Origin of the sequence: Cryobacterium zongtaii (assembly GCF_002909375.1) — a bacterium.
In the GTDB taxonomy this organism is placed as follows: Bacteria; Actinomycetota; Actinomycetes; order Actinomycetales; family Microbacteriaceae; genus Cryobacterium; species Cryobacterium zongtaii.
In genome coordinates this window covers 547,540-563,207 of sequence record NZ_PPXD01000026.1, presented here as the reverse complement: position 1 = coordinate 563,207, position 15,668 = coordinate 547,540, and the positions used below count along the sequence as shown (strand labels likewise).

The following is a 15,668-nucleotide window of genomic DNA, read 5'->3' as shown; positions in this document are numbered from 1 at the left end:
TCCGCCCGCGCCCCGCGCGCTGCAGCGGACGCCGATGCCGCTGCCGCCGGCCGTCGCGCGCCCGCCGGCGCCCGCGGCCAGCGTTTCGAGCCCGTGCATTTCGTCGACGAGGCCCCCGTCGTCCAGCCCAGCCCATGGACCCCGCAGCCGCTGCCCAAGCCCCTGCACCTGTCGCCGGGCTCGATCGCCCAGGCCGCGATGGCGTCGGTGGATGCCGCCGCCCAACTGCGCCAGGCCGCCGCCGAAGCCGAACTGCAGCGTCGCGCGCTGGCCATGGCCGAGGCGATCGCCCCGTCCGAGGTCACCCCGATCACCCGCCCGGTGGTCGCCCGTGGCACCGCCCCCGCCGCCAAGACCGCCCCGCAAGCGGCGCCGAGCCGGTTCGCCAAGATGGGCATCATCGGTGACACCGAACCCGGCATGACCGACCTCGACGCGGTGCTCCGCCGCCGCCGCGCCGTCGGCTGACGGTTAGAAAGCGCCGCACTCGCGTGATATTGTAAATACGCAGTCTGGGGCTATGGCGCAGTTGGTAGCGCGTCTCGTTCGCAATGAGAAGGTCAGGAGTTCGAATCTCCTTAGCTCCACCACTGAAACAGAAGGACCGCGGCCCCCGGGCTGCGGTCCTTCTGTGTTGGTGTCAACATCCGCGGCAGTGTGCCGCGCCGGTAGAATTGGGCACTGCCGGGACCGGCCGAGCCGCAGGGGCCCGGCGGTTCCTGTGTCTGAGACGACCGGAGACGACCATGACAGCCGAGCAGGACCAGCCGGCAACAGTGCCGCCCGCGGCCGTCGTCGAGGGTGTCTTCGAACTCGCCAGGGACGGTCGCACCCGCCCGCTGGGCGAGATGCTCGACGCCGGCGTGCCGCTGGACCTCGTCAACGGTCGCGGCGACAGCCTGCTGATTGTGGCCGCATACGGGCAGCACCGCGAGACCGTCCAGGAGCTGCTGCGCCGCGGTGCCGACACCGCCATCGTGAACGGCATGGGTCAGACGGCCCTGGCCTGCGCCGTGTTCCGGAACAACGAGCCGATCCTCGTCGACCTGCTGACAGCGGGCGCCGACCCGGATCTCGGCAGCCATTCGGGCATCCAGATCGCCGACCAGTTCGCACTGCCGCGGATGCGCGCGGTCATCGAAGCGCACACCGGCGCCTGACTCGGCCCCCACGATCCCGCAACTCACCGCGCCCCTCGCCTGGGGAGGCGCCGCCGCTGTCGGTCGTCGTTGCTACCGTGACGGTCAACGACACGAGAGCGGAAGCCGGGCAACGGGATGAATGAGGAAGCGACACCGGCGGGAACCACCGTGCGGTTCCGCTGCGGGCACGGCGCGGATGCGGCCGAGGCGCGCGTCACCCTGCAGCGGCAGTGCCCGCTGTGCATGCTGCTCGCGGAGACCCGGCGCTCCCGGGACCAGCTGCTGCGCCGGGTGGCCCCGAACGGACGGGCCGCCCTGGCGCGGGAAACCCGCATCGGGGCAAGCTACGAGTGGATCTGCAGCCGCGGGCACTCCCGGTACCAGGCCAGCGTGCGGGAGACCCTGACCGGCCCTGGCTGCCCCAAGTGCGCCCGGAATGCGCGGGCCCCGGCGGCCCGGTTCGAGGGCGGCGTGCCGTTCATGAAGCCCGGCCTGAAGACTCGCACCTCGCAGGCCGAACAGAGGCTGCGGATGCTGCTGGGTGAGCGCATCGCTCTGCCGCACCGGGTGAACGCGATTCGGATCAACCGCACCTTCTACGGCAAGCCGGAGGTGTGGCCGGACATCATCATCCCCGCCGTCAATGTCGCGATCGAGTACGACTCACCCGGCCGCGACAAGACCGCGCACCGCGGCCTCAAAGAGGTCTCCGACCGGGAGAAGGACGCGGCCCTGGAGGAGGTGGGCTGGGCGGTGATCCGGGTGCGTGCCGACGGCCTGGAGTCGCTCGGCCCGCACAGCATTGTCACGGCGGGGGTGACTGACGCCCTCGTCGACGAGATCCTCACTATGGTCGCAGAGATCCGTGGGGCGGCGGCCGTGGCGGCGCTGCTGAACCGCGACCCGGGCGACTAGCCCAGACCGGTCTGGGCGGCCCAGTAGCCGTCGAGCTCCCCGATGAGGCGGGTGGTCTCTTGCGCCTCATTGGTCCTGGTCACCTCCAAGCGGTTCGACCCGGGGTCCGCCGTCACCGTGAAGTCAACGAAATCGCCGAGGACCGCGATTTTCGTACTCGTCGTCTTCCAGAGCCCCCCGGCGATGACGGCGTCAACGATCGCCCGCCCCGCCTCCTCGTCGTAATTCATCGGATTGAAGTCCAAGGTGCCATGAGGCCGAGAGCCGAATGAGATCTGGTGGTCGGCGGCTCGTGCGGCGTTTGAGGCGAGGATGGATTCGGCGGTGGTGAACTGGGCAGCCAACGTGCCGTCACCGTTCAGGTAGACCGACACCTGGGCGTGACTGACCAGGGTCTCAGAGATGAACGAGGGGAGGGGTGTCGCTTCGATCATTGCCGCCACCGAGCGGAAGAGTGCGGGGTCGGAGACCTCGACGCTGAGCACCCAGTCCGTGCGGGAGTAAGAGGCCACTCCGGGGGTGGAGTCCAGCACGGTGAAAAAAGCGTCCATCTGGGGAGTCTCAGCGGTGATCGAGTAGGGAACGCCCTCTTCGGTAGCGACGCTGAACTCGATCGCCGAGTACTCCGGATTGGACGCCAAGAGCTGAACCTGGGCGACCATCGGGTCAACACTCGGTTCGTCGGTGACGGTCACCGCGAGTCTCGTGCACAGATCCAGCCTCAGTGAAGTGACCGCTGGATCACGAAGGAGCCTGTCGAATTCGGCGATCAGCGACTCAGAGGTATCGCACCGGTCAGAGTCCGTGCTGAGTGAGAAAGTGGTGTCGTGGTTGTCGTCCCCACTGTCAGACAGGACGCTGAGCGCGAAATCTTCGGTGCCCCCGTACTCCTGGAACATCGTCACGAGGTCGGCCTCCGGCCCCCACACCTGGCGGCCTGATCCATACGCGGACGCCGAGGACACCCGGCTGTCAGAGTACGCCGTGAGTGCAAAGTCGACCAGGGTGGCGGTTTCATCCCGCGTCCCCCCGATTTCGAAGCTCACCTTCCCGTACGTCAGGGTCATGCCCACCTCGTCGCCCCCGTGCGAGGACAGGTAGTCCGTCGCGGCCTCGCTCAGGTCACGAACCTGGGCGGGGGTGGCGGATTCACGGATGGTGCCCGCAACCTCCGGATCACACATCAGGGAGCACCCGGTCAGGGCCATCTCCGTGCTGTCGACGATCTGGCTCCTGCCGAGCCAACCCTCGGCCGCGATGCCCTGCGAGGAGCATCCGGTGAGGCCGGCGGCGGTGAGCGCCACCAGAGCGACCGTGGTTGTGAGTGTGGTGCGATTTCGAGTGCGGATGGAGCCCCCTTGTTCATGCGCGCGAGTCAACGGTATCGCCAGCGAGCGCAGTCCGCTGACACCCTTATGGGAAGTCAACCGAGTGGTTAGAGTGGCCGGAGAAGAGGCTCACGGTCGAGCGGGGGCGGCACGTGGGCACCCGGATCAAAGGAGCCCATTCGTGCTGCACACCGACATACCCACCCGAGACGACGTCGACACCCTCGCAACGGTGCGCAAACATCCGTGCGTCTCGATCTACCTCAGCACCAGCCCGCTGCCCCAGGAGTCCGAAAAGGCCAGGATGGAGCTGAAAAACCGGCTGACGGAGGCCGTGCAACAGCTGCGCGATGCCGGCACCGACAAGGGACCCATCGAGGAACTGCAGGAAACCCTCGACGACCTCATCCAGGACTCGGATTTCTGGCGGTCACTGTCGTACAGCCTGGCGATCTTCGCCACACCGGACAGCGTGCGGACCTTCCGGCTGCCAAACCGGCTCGGCGGGGCGCTGGAGGTCTCGGACCGGTTCTACCTCAAGCCGCTGCTGCGCGCGGTCACGTTCCCCCAGGCCGCTTTTGTGCTCGCCCTCGCGCAGAACTCCGTACGGTTGCTGGAGATCAGCGCGGAAAGCCCGGTCTACGCGGTTTCGGTGCCCGGGCTGCCCAGCGACGTCGCCGACGCGGTCGGCTTGCCCTCGATCAACGGCCGCACCCAGGACAGCCACATCATGGGCGGACGCATCCAGGGCGCCGAAGGGCAGAAGGTGCGGATGCGCCAATACGCGCGGGCGATCGACCGGGCTCTGCGGCCGGTGCTCAGCGGCGTGGACCTGCCATTGATCCTCGCCGCCGCCGAACCCCTGGCCGGCATCTACCGCTCGGTGAACAGCTACCCCAACCTCACCGAGGCGATCATCCCCGGCAACCCCGAAGAGACCCCGGACGAGGAGCTGGGGCGGGCGGCGCGCGGCATCCTGGACGAGCTCTACGCGGCGGAGCTGGACGGACTCAAGGACCGCATGGCCCGCCGGGCCGCGCACGGCCGGGCCGTCACCGACCTCAGCGACGTGGCGCGAGCCGCCACCTACGGCGCGGTCGACACCCTGTTCGTGGACATCGACCAGAGCGTGCCGGGGCTGGTCGACGAGGAAACCGGGGCGGTCACCCTGAGCGCGGAGGACGACGCCATCACCTACGGTGTCGTCGACGAGATCCTGCGGCGGGCGCTGCTGTCGGGGGCGGAGATCTTCGCGGTGCGGGCCGATGACATGCCCGGCGGCGGTGCTGTCGCCGCGGGGGTGCGTTTCATGGTCTGACGCACACGAAACCGGTGCCGCCTGCAGGCAGGCGACACCGGTGAGGTTCGTGCGCCGGGCGCGTTGCGCCCGGCCGGAGACGAGTTAGCGCTTGCGGGCTTTTTCGGTCTCAGCGGACTTGAGCTGCTTGTCGGCGCGCTTTTCCTTCAGGGACTTGCCGGCGACCTTCTTGGTCGCATCCTTCTTGGGTGATTTGTCAGCCATGTGTACTCCTTCGACCTGAACCTGGGCGGCACGGATGATCTGACCCTACGCGGGTTCGGCACAAAGGGCATCTTGAGACGAGGGCGTGCCTGAACGCCGCCCCCGACACGGCCCGATTGGGGGCCTCTGCGGGGCCTGTGCCTTTGGAGGGTGTCGACGTAGGCTGTCTGCGATGAGGCTCCTCGTCGCTGGGACGAGAAGTCGTACGGAGAGCCGGGAGATCATGAGCGCACAGGAAACGTACAAAGCAGTGCTATTCGGTCCGAACGTGATCGGGTCCGGCACCGAGATTGAACTGCATTTTGCCAACGGGGGATACCAGGACGTGGTGGTGCTCGAAGCCGTCGAAAACGGCCAGACGATCACCCGCACCTACCGCAAGGGCCGGGAGACCGAGGAACCCATCCCGTACCGATTCGTCGACGAAGACGTGTCTGATGAGACCGCGGTGGGGGATGTGCCCAACTAGCCGGTCGGACCTGCACACCGGGGGCAGCGCGGGAAGCACTGCCGCCGGTGTGCCGGGCTAGATGCGGGCGCCCGGCTTGGAGCTGCGGCTCAGCCGCACGGGCAGTGCCATCAGCGGACCCACGAAACGACGTTGCAGGCTGCGGCCGGGGCCCCACACGTACTGCACGATCAGCTGAGCCAGGATGGCGCTGGCCGCCAGGGCGACCGCGATCGCACCGGCGGTGAGCAGGTTGAGCAGCCCGTTGATATCGCCGTCGGCCATCTGCAGCAGCCCGCGGAACAACGCCAGGCCCGGCACTAGGGGAACCAGGGCGCAGACGACGATCACCAGGGGAGGGGTGCGCACGAGGCGTGCGCCGACGGCCGCCAGGAGCCCGGCACCCATCGCCGCCGCGCCGGAGGACCAGACCAGGCCGAACCCGGCATTGCTGGCGGCCAGGTAAACCGCCTCGGCCACGGCGCCGAGCAGGCAGACGACCCAGAACGCCCGCCACGGCACCTGCGTACCCAGGGCGAAGCCCGCCACGATGACCACCGCGGCGACCAACTGGATTGCCACGACACCCAGGGAGGCGGGCACATCCGCGCTGATCCCCAGGTCGAGCCCGAACCGGGCCAGGACCAGCGAGGAGCCGGCCACACCGGCGACCAGACCACCGGTGATGAGGAGGGCCTCGATGAGCCGCGCCGTGCCGGTGAGGTAGAACCCCGACAGGGTGTCGTGCACCGCGCCGAAGGTGGTCACCCCGGCCAGGAGCATGATGATGGTGGCGACCACGACGAGGGACGGACTGGCGCCGGGATCGATCAGGGGCACGATTGCGGCGAAGATCGGACCGATGGCCCCGCCGACGACGGTTTGGTAGAACAACGGCACCCGCCGTTTGTCGAGCGCGGTGGTGAGGAAGTCGATCACGAATCCGGCGACGAACGCGGCAATGATCACGACCGGGCTGCCACCGAAGAGCGCGGCGGCGCCGGCGCCGACGAGGCTCCAGCCGATCCGACGGTACAGCAGCGTCACCTGCGGCTTCGACGAGACGATCGTGGCCAGGCGTTTGCGGGCCTCCGGCACATCCGTGGGCTCTTCGATCAGGTCGGCGATGAGCTCCGACGTGGCGGTGAGCTTGGCGTAGTTGAGGGTGCGGTACTTGACGTCACGGCTGCGGGAGATGGATTCGTGGGTGGACTGGTCTTCGTGGGTGAGCGTGATGATCGTGTGGGTGATGTTCGCCTCGGTGCCGCGCAGCCCGTACGCGCGAGTCAGCGCGAGCATGGCCGCCGTGGCGTCTTCCGCTCCGGCGCCGGAGGCGAAGATCACCTCGGCCAGCCGCATGGTGAGGTCGAGCACCGACCGAGTGTACGCGGCGATGTCGATGACCGGGACCGCGACGGTGGAGGTGCTCGGCGCATCCTCGTAGGCGCGCACGGCGGCGATGCCCGTGGCATCGGCGCGCAGGATCGGGATGCTGGTGGTGACCGGGCGGGGGGTGGTGGGGTGCGGCGCCCGGTAGGGCTGCTTGGGGATGGGTGCGGTCGTCGCGGCGACGGGCACCGGTTTGGTGTTCGTGGGGGGAGAGGAGGGGGGCACGGCAGTCAACTGGACAACTTCAACACTTCGAGGATCGGTGATGCGGGGAGGGAACGTGCGCGGCTGCTCAGTCATCGAGCGGGCCGAGCCAGGCGGTGGCAACGGTGGCGTGGGCGGAATCGGCGGTGGAGGGGTGGAACAGCCCGGCCAGCACGTCGCGGTACAGCCGGCCGAGTTCGTCGCCGGTGAAGTAGCTGGCGCCGCCGTTTACCCGCAGCATCAGGTCCACGACCTCCTTGGCGCTCTCCACACTGCGGTGCTTGAGGCCGGCCAGCCTGGCGAACCAGAACGGGCCGTGGTCGACGAGGGTGTCGACGTCGCGGGCCAGCGTCTGAATCTGCGGGTATACGGCATCCAGCAGCAGGGCCGCCTCGGCGATGCGGCGACGGATGTCCGGATCCTGCGCGAGAGCTCGACCGTCGTTCTTGGCCGAGCGGCGCCGTTTCGCGGCCGCAACCCCGAGTTCCAGCGCCCGATGGGCGATGCCGGTGTACACGCTCGAGAGCAGAATCTCGAAGGTGGCGAAGATACCGAAAATCAGCGGGTCGTTGACCGGTCCGGGCGGGAGGGTGCGCACCACCCGGTCGGCAGGGGCGGAAGCCCCGTCCAGCAGGGTGGTCTGGCTCTGGCTGCCGCGCATGCCGAGGGTGTCCCAGTCGTCCTTCCGGGTGATGCCGGGGTCGGCGCGGTCGAGGAACGCCCACACGATCAGCGGCCGGGCCGGATCGGAGCTGTCCAGGCCCATGGTGCCCAGCTGGGTCCAGACCGGGGAGAGGGAGGTGAAGATTTTGGTGCCGGTGAACCTGTAGCCACCGCCTTGCTGCGGTGCGGCATCCGTCGACGAGCCGAACAGCACCAGGTCGTTGCCGGGTTCGCTGACCCCGAAGCCGAAGATCGCGCCCTGCGCGGCCTCGGTGAGGACGAACTCGAGGGCGGTGTCGCCCCTGTCGTGCATGGCCTTGGCGACACCGGTCCAGACCAGGTGCATGTTCACCGCGAGGGCGGTGGCCGGGGCGTGCGCGGCCAGCCGGGACTGCTCGGCAGCCAGCTGCGGCAGGGTGAGGCCCAGGCCGCCGAAGCGGGTGGGCACCAGGGCACGCAGGTAGCCGGCGGCGGCGAGTTCGGCGACGTCGTCGAACGGGAAGGTGTTGGCGGCGTCGTGCGCTGCGGCACGGGAGCGGATGCGGCCGAGGAGGGCGTCGTCGAGCACCGCGCCGGAGGCGGGGGAGGTCGGTGCGGGGCGGGAAGATTCGGTCACACCTGCAAGCCTACGTAGCCTTTTCCTTTCGCGTGGCCAGACGCACGATGAGAAACACGATCCCGCCGGCCACCGCCAGGATGGCGAGCCAGGGCAGGGCGAATCCGACGCCGACGAGGAGGGCGCCGAGCGCCGTCACCAGGGTGTTCCAGCCGGCCACGACGCCGGTCCAGAAATTATCGGGGGCGCCGGGGGCGACGGTGCCGGTGGAGTACAGCTCGAGGCCGATGGTGGAGTACTCGATCTGGTCGGTGAGGTAGTCGCGCTGGGACTGCATGCCCTCCAGCTCGGCCTGGCGGGAGGAGAGTTCGCTCTCGATGGCGATCAGGTCGGTGGTGGTCGTCGCCTGCGACATGAGGGCCAGCAGCCTGTCGACGGAGGTGCGCAGCGCCGTGATCCGGGCGTCCAGATCCTGGCTCTGCTGGGTGACGTCGGAGGAATTCAGGGACACGTAGTTCACGGTGCCGAGGGCCCGGAGCGCGTCGAGGGTGCGGTCGAGGTCGCCGACGGGGATGCGCAGCGACAGGTTCGCGCTGGCGGACTGGTTCTCCGTTTCGGGGGTTTCGGTGCGGCTGTCGACGCGGCCGCCGGCCTCTTCGACGATCATCGCGGCGTTCTCGGCCGACCGGATCGGGTCGGCCACGGTGAGCGACACCGATCCCGTCGTGATCACCGAGCGATCGGCGGTGGTGGCCTCGCCCGCGGCATCCTCCGCGACATCCCCTGCGACGATCTCGCCCGGCGCGGGCAGCTGGCCGGGCACGGTGCCGGAATCCATCGACTCGGAGCGGTAGCCGGAGTCGCTGGCGCTCTGCGAACCGAGGGAGGTGCAGCCGGCCAGGAATAACCCGATGATGGCCAGGCCGCCGGTCACGCCGACCCATGTTCTCAGGCGGCGGGGCCGCCGTGCCTGGACGCCCTGCGCCACACCCTGGGTCTCCGTGCTGTTGCTCATGGGCCAACTGTAGGGTCGGGCCGTATCCGCTATCTGGATGGTTTCTGGGAGTCGGATCACAATCGAGTCTCGACCTTGGGCCGCGTCGTACGCTCGAAGTGGCGCCGGTTTCTGCGGCGCCGTTGTACGAAAAGACTGTTCAGTTCTCGCTCTAGGAGGAACCATGGGATTCGCAGACGACGCCAAAGACGCCCTCGCGGCCACCGGCCAGAAGATCGGACGCGCGGCGGAAGACACCAAGGAGCGCGTCTCAGACAAGCTCGACGAAGCCAAGGCCGACGCCGAGGTGAAGAAGGCCGAGGCCGAGGTCAAGCACGCCGAGGCCGAGCGGGACTCCACCAAGGCCAAGAACGACTACAAGGAAGGCCTGCGCTAGCCGCGGCCGCCGGGGGCGGCGCCGTGGCCGCGGGCCGCGGACGCTGGGCGGCGCTGACGGATGCGCTCCGTCGGCGCCGCGCTCCGCACCTGTTCATCCAGACGGACACCGGCACCGGACCCGTCGTGATCCTGGTGCACGGCATCGCGTCCACCGCGGTGACCTTCCGCAAAGTCGTGCCGATGCTGGCCCCCGGGCACCGGGTCATCGCCGTGGACATCCTCGGCCACGGCGCCTCGCCGGCACCGCCGGACTGCGAGTACACCCTCGACGACCATGTCGCGGCGCTCGCCGCGACCATCCGGGCGCTGAACCTGCGGGAGCCCTTCGTGCTGGTCGGGCATTCGCTCGGCAGCTTGATCGCCACCCGGTACGCCGCCGAGCACCGCTGGTACACCCGACCAGGCCTGCGGGTCTCCCGCCTGGTGCTCGTCGGGCCGCCGATTTATCTCTCGCCCGCCGACATCGGCGACCCGTGGGTGCGCGCCAGGGTCACCGCGTACCTCCGCGCCTACGAGTTCCTGCGGTCGAACAAGGACTTCACCCTCGCCAACGCGGCGGTGCTCGGCCGGCTGCTGCCCAAGGGCATCCTGGAACTCACCGAGGACACCTGGACCCCGTTCGTGAAGTCGCTGGAGCACTGCATCGAATCGCAGACCATGGTGAGCGACATCGCCGGCCTGCGCATCCCCGTCGACCTGATCTACGGAGCGCTGGACGCCTTCGTGGCGCCGGGCAGCCTGCGGGTGGTGGAGCGGATGCGGCACGTCACCACCCACCGCGTGGAGGCAAACGATCACATCGTGCGCCGCCGCATCGCGAAGGTGCTGGTGAGGGTGATCGACGGTTTCGGTGCACCCGCGGCGGAACCGGCAGCAACCAGAGTGACGCGCTGACTTGCGGCCTCCCGGCAACGCCGAAGCGCGTGGTTAGGCTTGACATATGGATACACGAACACTGGGCAGAACCGGCCGTACCGTCTCCGTCATCGGACTGGGCACCTGGCAGCTGGGCGCCGACTGGGGCGACGTCACCGAGGCCGACGCCACCGCCGTGCTCGCCGCCTCCGTTGAGGCCGGCGTCACCTTCTTCGACACCGCGGACGTCTATGGCGACGGCCGGAGCGAGCAGATCATCGGGCACTTCCTCGAGCACGGCGCCCCCGGCGTTGACATCACCGTGGCCACCAAGATGGGCCGTCGGGCCGAGCAGCTGCCGGAGAACTACGTGCTCGCGAACTTCCGCGAGTGGACCGAGCGGTCCCGCCGAAACCTCGGCACCGAGACCCTCGACCTGGTGCAGCTGCACTGTCCGCCGAGCGCGGTCGTCGAATCCGGCGAGGTTTACGACGCCCTGGACACCCTCGTCGACGAGGGCGTGATCGCCAACTACGGCGTGAGCGTGGAAACCTGCGAGCAGGCGCTCGCAGCCATCGCCCGGCCCGGCATCGCCACCGTGCAGATCATCCTCAACGCGTTCAGGCTCAAGCCTCTCGACGAGGTTGTGCCGGCCGCCCGCGCCGCCGGGGTGGGCATCATCGCCCGGGTGCCGCTGGCCAGCGGGCTGCTCACCGGCAAGTACACCCGGGAGACCACCTTCGCCGAGAACGACCACCGCAACTACAACCGCGACGGCAGCGCCTTCGACGTGGGCGAGACCTTCTCCGGCGTCGACTACGAGACCGGCCTGATCGCCGCGACCGAGTTCGCCGCGCTGGTGCCGGAGGGCCTTACGCCCGCTCAGGCCGCGCTGGCCTGGGTGGCGCAGATCGACGGGGTGTCCTCGGTGATCCCCGGTGCCCGGTCGGTGGCGCAGGCGCAGGGCAATGCGGCCGCCGGCGCCGTGCCGCAGCTGCCCGACGAGTTCATGGTCGGCGTGCAGTCCATCTACGACCGCCTCCTTCGCGAGTCCATCCACGAGCGCTGGTAGGTCCCGTCTGCGAACTGTGAGCTAAGCACCTTCCCACGCGCTGGGAGGGTGCTTTTCTCACAGTTCGCGGGCTTAGCCGAGGTCGTCGGGGTCTTTGCCGGTGCGTTCGCCCGCGTCCAGGGCCGCGATGGCGGCGTGGTCGGCGGCATCCAGGGTGAAATCGAAGACGTCGAGGTTCTCGCGAATGCGCGACGGGGTCACCGATTTGGGGATCACCACGTCGCCGAGGTCGAGGTGCCAGCGCAGCACCACCTGCGCGGCGGACTTGCCGTGCCTGGCGCCGATGGCGTCGAGGGTGTTGTTGCCGATCGCGCGACCGCGGGCCAACGGCGACCAGTCTTCGGTGAGGATGCCGTGCGCGGCGTTGTACGCGCGCACCTCGGTCTGCTGCAGCCACGGATGCAGCTCCACCTGATTGACGGCCGGCACGATGTCGGTCTCGGCCAACAATCGGTCCAGGTGGTGGGTGTGGAAGTTCGACACCCCGATCGAGCGGGCGCGACCGTCGGCCTTGATCGTCTCCAGGGCGCGGTAGGTGTCGACGTAGCGGTCCTGCCGCGGCGCCGGCCAGTGGATCAGGTACAGGTCGACATAGTCCAGGCCGAGCTTGGCCAGGCTTTCATCGAACGCGCGCAGGGTCTCGTCGTAGCCGTGCCGGTCGTTCCAGACCTTGGTGGTGACGAAGACCTCGGCGCGAGGGAGGGCGACGCGGGCCAGTCCCTCGCCGACGCCGCGTTCGTTCTCGTACAACGCCGCGGTGTCGACGTGCCGGTATCCCGCTTCCAATGCGATCTGCACGGTGCCCGCCGCGAGGGCATCCGGGATCTTGTAGACCCCGAGCCCGAGTTGGGGGATGGTGTGGCCGTCGTTCAGCAGAAGCGTGTGGTCCATGCCTTTCATTAAACCCCGTGGCCCGCCCGGCCCGCCCCTCGCGAATTGTGAGCCGAGCCTCGAAAGTCTCGGAAACGTGGTGCTGGCTCACGGTTCGCGGGCCGGCGGGGCCTAGTCTCGGGGGATGGAACCCGCACTGCACGGTAGGACGGCGCTTGTGACCGGGGTGTCCCGGCGCAAGGGCATCGGCTACGCGGTGGCGGTGCGGCTTGCCGAGCTGGGCGCCAGCGTCTTCGTGCAACACTTCGCCCCGCACGACGACGCGCAGCCCTGGGGCGGTGACGACCTCGACGCGGTGCGGGCCGGCATCCGTTCGGCGCTGACCGAGGGCGCCGTGTTCGGTGACGCGAGCGCCGACCTGGCCGAGCCGGATGCCGCGACGCTGGTCATGCGCGCGGCCGTCGGCCTCACCGGGCGGGTCGACATCCTCGTGGCCAACCACGCCCGCAGCGGCGGCGACGGCTCCATCTTCGATATGACCGCCACGATGCTCGACGGGCACTGGCAGGTCAACGCTCGCTCCACGCTGCTGCTCACCCGTGCCTTCGCCGAGCAGTTCGGCCTCGCGGCCCGCCCGGATGCGGCCGGCTCGGATGCGGCCGGCCCGGTCGGTGCGGCGCAGACGCCGCGGCGTCCCGGCGAACGCGGCGATCCGGCCGCCGCCGCCATCGACGAGTTCGCCACGGGGCGGGTGATCTGGCTGACCTCCGGTCAGATCCACGGGCCGATGCCAGGCGAAGTCGCGTACGCGGCCAGCAAGGCGGTTCTGGCCGGGCTCACTCCCACCGTGGCCAGCGAGCTGCTGGACCGCGGCATCCTGCTCAACACCGTCAATCCCGGTCCGGTGAACACCGGCTATCTCGATCCGGAGACCACCGACCGTCCCCTGGACGGCATGCTCGAGTACCTGCGCACCCTCCCGTTCGGCCGGTTCGGCGAGCCCACCGATCCCGCCCGCCTGATCGCGTGGTTGTGCACCACGGAGGCCCGCTGGCTGGTCGGCCAGGTTCTCACCAGCGATGGCGGTTTCAGCCTCGCGAACTGAGACAAAAGCCCCAGGAACTCGAGTTTTTAGGGCTCAAATCACAGTTCGCGAGGGAGGGAGATGGAGTCAGGAAACCTGGATGCTGATCGGTTCGGTGTCGGGGATCGGGCTCGCGTCGCGTCCGCGCAGGTCAGGGTGCCAGCGGCGGCCGAGCGCGGGGATGATCGTACCCAGCGCCGCGAACCCGGCGGCCACGTAGATGGCCGCAGCCGCCCCGGAGTGGTCGATCGCGAACCCGGCCAGGGCCGAGCCGAGTGCCGCGCCGATGAGCTGGCCGGTGCCGATCCAGCCGTACGCCTCGGCGGTGTCGCTGAACTTCACGCTCGCCGAGACGATGCCGAACAGCACCGCGAACGCGGGCGCGATGCCGATGCCGGCCAGGACGAGGGCCCCGGAGAGCCACCAGAAGTTCATCCACAGGCTGGCCAGGGCCAGGCCGCAGGTGACGATGAGCATCCGCGATGCCAGCGCCCACGGTCCGATCGGCAGGTGGCCCAGGGCGAGACCGCCGATGAGCGACCCGATGGCGAAGATGCCGAGCACCCAGCCGGCGTTGGCGCTGCCGTGGCCGAAAACGGCCACCACCCCCGCCTCCAGGGCGGAGCAGGCCGCGAGGAGCATGAAGCCGACGATGGTGCTCAGCAGCACCGCCGGCTTCTTGAGCACAACGCCGAGCTTGCGCCGGCTGCGGGGGATGCGCACCCGTCCGACCTCGGGCAGGACCACGAACCAGATGCCCCCGGCCACGAGGAAGAACGCGGCCAGCAGGATGCCCGCTGTGCTGCTGACCTGGATGGACACGAAGGTGGCGATGACGGGGCCGAGCACCCAGATGATCTCCTGCGCGGAAGCGTCCAGGGAGAACAGCGGCGTGAGCTGGCGGGAGTTGACCACCTTGGGATAGATGGTGCGCACGGCGGGTTGGATGGGTGGCATCGACAGCCCGGCGATGAAGCCGACGATCATCAGCCCCACCACGGGCAGTGGCACCAGGGCCATCGTGACGATCGCGGCGGTGCAGATCACCATGGTGGTGATCAGGACCGGGCGCATGCCCAGGCGGCCCATCAGCCGGGACGTGAGCGGGCCGGCGATGCCCTGGCCGATGCTCATGGCGGCCAGAACCAGGCCGGCGGCGGCGTAGGAGTCGAAGAGTTTTTCGATGTGGATGAGGAACGCTAGCGAGAGCATCCCGAACGGGAATCGGGCGGTGAGCTGGGCTGCGATGAGTCGGGCCACGCCGGGGGTTTTCAGAAGGGTCCAGTAGCTGCTCACAACCGTCTAGTCTATGGCCGAGGCGAGCTTCCCAGCGCAGCGGGGGTTACCCGCCCGGCTAACGTGAACGGGTGCACACATTGATTTCGGCGGCCGATCTGGCCGCGTTCCTCGTCGTCGGCCCGGCTCCACGCATCCTCGACGTGCGGTGGAAGCTCGGCGGCCCTCCAGGCCGTGCCGAGTTCCGCCGTGGGCACCTGCCCGGCGCCGTGTACGTGGACCTGGACTCCGAGTTGGCGGGACACGGCGAGCCGGCCGACGGCCGGCATCCGCTGCCCGCACCGGCCGACCTGCAGGCCGCCGCGCGCGGCTGGGGTCTGAACGACGGCGACACCGTCGTGGTGTACGACGACCTGGGCAACATGTCGGCCGCCCGCGCCTGGTGGCTGCTGCGCCACGCCGGGGTGCGTGACGTGCGTCTGCTCGACGGCGGCCTGGCCGCCTGGCGCGCCGCCGGGCTACCGGTGGTAGAGGGGGAGGAGCCGGTGCCGGCCGGTTCGGTGACACTGACCCTCGGCGCCCTGCCCGTGCTCGACGCCGATGCCGCGGCCGCGCTCGCGCAGGACGGCGTGCTGCTGGACGCCCGGGCCGCCGAACGCTACCGGGGCGACATCGAACCGATCGACCCGCGCGCCGGCCACATCCCGGGCGCGGTGAGCGCTCCGACGGGCGCCAACCTGGATGCTGAGGGGCGGTTTCTGCCGGCGGCGGAGCTGCGGGCCCGGTTCGAGGCGCTCGGGGTGCCCGGCCGGGAGGCTGGCGGTGGACCGGAGACGCCCGGCTACGACGTGGGCGTGTACTGCGGCTCCGGCGTGACGGCCGCGCACGAGGCGGTGGCGCTCACCCTCGCCGGGTTCACCCCGGCGCTCTACCCCGGCTCCTGGTCGCAGTGGTCGAACCTGCCCGGCCGGCCGGTTGCGACCGGGGACGCGCCCGGCGGGGCATCCGCCCGCGGGTAGATCCCTCTCGC

The 15,668-nt window shown here is 69.5% G+C and carries 15 protein-coding genes, 1 tRNA gene and 1 pseudogene; 11 read left to right on the top strand and 6 right to left on the bottom strand.

What is annotated here, in order from left to right:
• The 4 genes and pseudogenes from C3B61_RS19805 to C3B61_RS19800 form a co-directional block, all read left to right on the top strand.
• A pseudogene (locus tag C3B61_RS19805) lies at nt 1-468 on the top strand (hypothetical protein); the annotation flags it as partial.
• Between the two features lie 46 nt (nt 469-514).
• Nucleotides 515-590: transfer RNA gene (locus C3B61_RS18035), tRNA-Ala, on the top strand.
• Nucleotides 591-746: 156 nt separating this feature from the next.
• On the top strand, nt 747-1,160 hold the full coding sequence (locus tag C3B61_RS18030; protein WP_103461835.1) for an ankyrin repeat domain-containing protein: 414 nt from the start codon (nt 747-749) through the stop codon (nt 1,158-1,160).
• Nucleotides 1,161-1,277: 117 nt separating this feature from the next.
• A complete protein-coding gene (locus C3B61_RS19800) occupies nt 1,278-2,057 on the top strand; it encodes a zinc-ribbon domain-containing protein (protein ID WP_165791217.1) in 780 nt (259 codons plus the stop codon).
• Here C3B61_RS19800 and C3B61_RS18015 read toward each other — a convergent pair.
• Nucleotides 2,054-3,361 carry a hypothetical protein gene (locus tag C3B61_RS18015; protein WP_103461832.1) on the bottom strand — a complete coding sequence of 436 codons (1,308 nt, stop codon included), beginning with the start codon at nt 3,359-3,361 and terminating at the stop codon, nt 2,054-2,056. The genes C3B61_RS19800 and C3B61_RS18015 overlap by 4 nt on opposite strands.
• Nucleotides 3,362-3,566: 205 nt before the next feature.
• On the opposite strand from C3B61_RS18015, the gene C3B61_RS18010 reads away from it, so the two are divergent.
• A complete protein-coding gene (locus C3B61_RS18010) occupies nt 3,567-4,703 on the top strand; it encodes a baeRF11 domain-containing protein (protein ID WP_103461831.1) in 1,137 nt (378 codons plus the stop codon).
• Between the two features lie 427 nt (nt 4,704-5,130).
• Nucleotides 5,131-5,376, top strand: coding sequence for a hypothetical protein (locus C3B61_RS18005; RefSeq protein WP_133159699.1), 246 nt, complete (start codon nt 5,131-5,133; stop codon nt 5,374-5,376).
• Between the two features lie 57 nt (nt 5,377-5,433).
• Here C3B61_RS18005 and C3B61_RS18000 read toward each other — a convergent pair whose 3' ends face one another.
• From C3B61_RS18000 to C3B61_RS17990, 3 genes are all read right to left on the bottom strand, one after another.
• Entirely contained in the window at nt 5,434-6,969 is a 1,536-nt protein-coding gene (locus tag C3B61_RS18000) for a threonine/serine exporter family protein (RefSeq protein ID WP_133160357.1), read from the bottom strand.
• A gap of 67 nt (nt 6,970-7,036) precedes the next feature.
• Nucleotides 7,037-8,227, bottom strand: coding sequence for an acyl-CoA dehydrogenase family protein (locus C3B61_RS17995; protein WP_103461830.1), 1,191 nt, complete (start codon nt 8,225-8,227; stop codon nt 7,037-7,039).
• A gap of 10 nt (nt 8,228-8,237) precedes the next feature.
• Nucleotides 8,238-9,182 carry a DUF4349 domain-containing protein gene (locus C3B61_RS17990; protein ID WP_165791216.1) on the bottom strand — a complete coding sequence of 315 codons (945 nt, stop codon included), beginning with the start codon at nt 9,180-9,182 and terminating at the stop codon, nt 8,238-8,240.
• Between the two features lie 163 nt (nt 9,183-9,345).
• On the opposite strand from C3B61_RS17990, the gene C3B61_RS17985 reads away from it, so the two are divergent.
• Genes C3B61_RS17985 through C3B61_RS17975 form a run of 3 tightly spaced genes read left to right on the top strand, consistent with a single transcriptional unit; the run spans nt 9,346 to nt 11,487 of the window.
• Nucleotides 9,346-9,558, top strand: coding sequence for a hypothetical protein (locus C3B61_RS17985; RefSeq protein ID WP_088456986.1), 213 nt, complete (start codon nt 9,346-9,348; stop codon nt 9,556-9,558).
• 23 nt (nt 9,559-9,581) lie between these two features.
• Nucleotides 9,582-10,454, top strand: a complete 873-nt coding sequence (locus C3B61_RS17980; RefSeq protein ID WP_198416843.1) for an alpha/beta fold hydrolase — start codon at nt 9,582-9,584, stop codon at nt 10,452-10,454.
• Nucleotides 10,455-10,500: 46 nt separating this feature from the next.
• Nucleotides 10,501-11,487, top strand: coding sequence for an aldo/keto reductase (locus tag C3B61_RS17975; protein WP_103461828.1), 987 nt, complete (start codon nt 10,501-10,503; stop codon nt 11,485-11,487).
• 72 nt (nt 11,488-11,559) lie between these two features.
• Here the strand turns inward: C3B61_RS17975 and C3B61_RS17970 are convergent, their stop codons facing one another.
• Nucleotides 11,560-12,378 (bottom strand): aldo/keto reductase, encoded by an 819-nt coding sequence (locus C3B61_RS17970; RefSeq protein WP_279628330.1) that lies wholly within the window; start codon nt 12,376-12,378, stop codon nt 11,560-11,562.
• Nucleotides 12,379-12,502: 124 nt separating this feature from the next.
• Here C3B61_RS17970 and C3B61_RS17965 point away from each other — a divergent pair, with 124 nt between their 5' ends.
• Nucleotides 12,503-13,423, top strand: a complete 921-nt coding sequence (locus C3B61_RS17965; RefSeq protein WP_103461826.1) for an SDR family oxidoreductase — start codon at nt 12,503-12,505, stop codon at nt 13,421-13,423.
• Nucleotides 13,424-13,489: 66 nt separating this feature from the next.
• On the opposite strand, the gene C3B61_RS17960 is transcribed toward C3B61_RS17965, so the two are convergent.
• Entirely contained in the window at nt 13,490-14,698 is a 1,209-nt protein-coding gene (locus C3B61_RS17960) for an MFS transporter (RefSeq protein ID WP_088456982.1), read from the bottom strand.
• Between the two features lie 71 nt (nt 14,699-14,769).
• Here C3B61_RS17960 and C3B61_RS17955 point away from each other — a divergent pair, with 71 nt between their 5' ends.
• Nucleotides 14,770-15,657, top strand: a complete 888-nt coding sequence (locus C3B61_RS17955) for a sulfurtransferase (RefSeq protein WP_103461825.1) — start codon at nt 14,770-14,772, stop codon at nt 15,655-15,657.
• Nucleotides 15,658-15,668 lie beyond the last annotated feature (11 nt).